Origin of the sequence: Methyloceanibacter sp., assembly GCF_041573655.1 — a bacterium.
In the GTDB taxonomy this organism is placed as follows: Bacteria; Pseudomonadota; Alphaproteobacteria; order Rhizobiales; family Methyloligellaceae; genus Methyloceanibacter.
In genome coordinates, this window is sequence record NZ_JBFFQD010000096.1 from 1 (window position 1) to 2680 (window position 2680).

Here is a 2680-nt window from a genome sequence, read left to right on the forward strand (position 1 = left end):
CAAATACTCCGACATCATCGCCGAGCATTTCGATACCGATCACACCAAGATCATGATCCCCACGGCGGAGATGTTGCAGGCACTCCCCGAGACGATCACCGCCATGTCGGAGCCCATGGTCTCCTACGACAATGTCGGCTTCTATCTGTTGTCCCGCGAAGTCGCCAAGCACGTGAAGGTCGTGCAAAGCGGCCAAGGCGCCGATGAGGTGTTCGCCGGTTATCACTGGTATCCGAAGCTGGAGAGCTCCAATGACATCGTTGGAGACTACAGGGCGCTGTTTTTCGATCGCGACCACGCCAAGCGCAACCGGCACTTGAGCGACGCCTGGATGACACAAGACGACGAGCCCGCGCGGTTCGTCGAGGCGCATATCAACCGGGCTGGCGCGGAAACGCCACTCGACCGCGCGCTGCGCATCGACACGACCGTCATGCTGGTTGACGATCCGGTCAAGCGCGTCGACAACATGACGATGGCGTGGGGGTTGGAGGCGCGTGTTCCGTTCCTCGACCACGAACTCGTCGAGCTCGCCGTACGTGTGCCGCCCGAATTGAAACTGAAGCACGACGGCAAGGGCGTTCTCAAGGACGTGGCGCGCGACGTCATTCCCTCCAAGGTGATCGACCGGCCGAAGGGCTATTTTCCCGTGCCGGCTCTCAAATACATTGACGGCCCGGTGCTCGAGATGACGAAGGACGCACTGACGTCGCAGGCCGCGCGGGACCGCGCACTGTTCCGCACCGAATATCTCGGAGACCTGTTCGATGACCCGAAGGGGCACATCACGCCATTGCAGGGATCGGAACTATGGCAGTGCGCGTTACTGGAACTGTGGCTTCAGGCTCACAATATCTAGAGCGTAGCGATGAGCATGCAAAAACACAGCAGCGATGACGCCGTACGAAGTGCAGGCGCGCGCATGGAGCCCCCAAAAACCAACGGCGCTGTTCTCAGCAACGTCGCGCTCGACTGCGGCTGGGGTCGCCTTCTGTTTGGCCAGACCTTCACCGAAGCGTCCGAGCTCGCCTCCTGCATCCGCGCCGAGGGCCCAGGGCGGCGCGACATTGCATTCTATATTCAGGACCCTCACGTAGTGCTGGCCGCCGCACCCCAGGAATTGTTCCTGGACCCCTCGCACACCTACCGGCTCGACCTGAAGAAATATGATCCGGCGAAGGCCCCATCGCGCGGTTTCTACATCCGCCGCCTCAGCTCCATCCACGACGCCGATGAGGTGAACCGCATCTATTCATCGCGCGGCATGGTCACCGTTCCACCGGACTTCTTCTGGGCCAAGCGCGACAGCCGGGCCATCACCTATTTCGTCGCCGAGGACGAGGCCACCGGCGCGATCCTCGGCACGGTTACCGGCGTCGATCACTTGGCGGCCTTTAAAGACACAGAGCACGGCTCCTCGCTGTGGTGTCTTGCAGTCGACTCCCAGGCCACGCAGCCGGGCATCGGCGAGGCACTCGTGCGCCGGCTTGCGGAGCATTTCAAGGAGCGCGGCTCGGCCTATATGGACCTGTCGGTGATGCACGACAACAAACAGGCCATCGCCCTCTACGAGAAGATCGGCTTTACACGGTGGGCGACGTTCACCGTGAAGCGCAAGAACGTCATCAACGAGCGCCTTTTCACCGAGACACCGTATGACGACGACGCGCTCAACCCTTACGCTCGCATCATCACGGATGAGGCGCGCCGCCGCGGCATCGGCGTGGACATTATCGATGCCGAGGGCGGTTTCTTCCGGCTTACCTATGGCGGCCGCTCCGTTGTTTGCCGCGAGAGTCTCACCACGCTCACCACCGCGATTGCCATGAGCATTTGTGACGACAAACGCGTGACGCGCCGCATTGTCGAGATAGGTGGTGTGCGCGTTCCAGCACAGGTCTCGGCCGACGACGACGCCCGCGCGCGTGCCTTCGTGGAGAGCCAAGACGCCGTGGTGGTGAAGCCGGCGCGTGGCGAGCAAGGCAAGGGTGTCGCGGTCGGCCTGAGGGGCTGGAAGGAAGCCAAGACAGCAATCGACGTGGCGCGAAAGATCTGCAACGAGGTCGTGGTCGAGGAGTGCGTCGAGGGCATGGACCTTCGAATCATCGTCATCGACTACCGCGTGGTCGCCGCGGCTGTCCGCAAGCCCGCCTCCGTGATCGGCAACGGCAAGGCGACGGTGCGCGAGCTCGTCGAGCGCCAGTCACGCCGGCGGTCCGCTGCGACAGGTGGAGAATCGGCGATTCCACTCGATGCGGAGACGGAGCGGTGCCTGGCCGTGGCCGGCTATGCGCTCGACGACGTACCGGCGCCCGACGAGACCATCACGGTGCGGAAGACCGCCAATCTTCATACCGGTGGGACGATCCACGACGTCACCGGTATCCTGCACCCGGCCCTGATTGACGCCGCGGTGAAGGCTGCCCGCGCCATCGACATTCCCGTCACGGGAATCGATTTCATCGTACGGACACCCACGGAGCCCAATTACTGGTTTATCGAGGCCAATGAGCGGCCGGGGCTGGCCAATCACGAGCCGCAGCCCACCGCCGGACGCTTCATAGATCTTCTGTTCCCGCAGTCCGTGCCAACGACGGTGCGCAAAGCGCTTCAAATCTAGCCGTCTCCGTACTACCCATAATCGTCAACAAGGGGCGCGCCGGCGCGACAACGCTCCGCA

General features: G+C 62.7%; 2 protein-coding genes. Both read left to right on the plus strand.

Annotated features, from left to right (window positions below; genetic code table 11):
• The coding region (locus ABY454_RS12220) for an asparagine synthase-related protein (RefSeq protein ID WP_372931036.1) at positions 1-859 on the plus strand (859 nt) is incomplete at its 5' end.
• 63 nt (positions 860-922) lie between these two features.
• Positions 923-2620 (plus strand): N-acetylglutaminylglutamine synthetase, encoded by a 1698-nt coding sequence (gene ngg, locus ABY454_RS12225; RefSeq protein ID WP_372931038.1) that lies wholly within the window; start codon positions 923-925, stop codon positions 2618-2620.
• Positions 2621-2680: the final 60 nt, after the last annotated feature.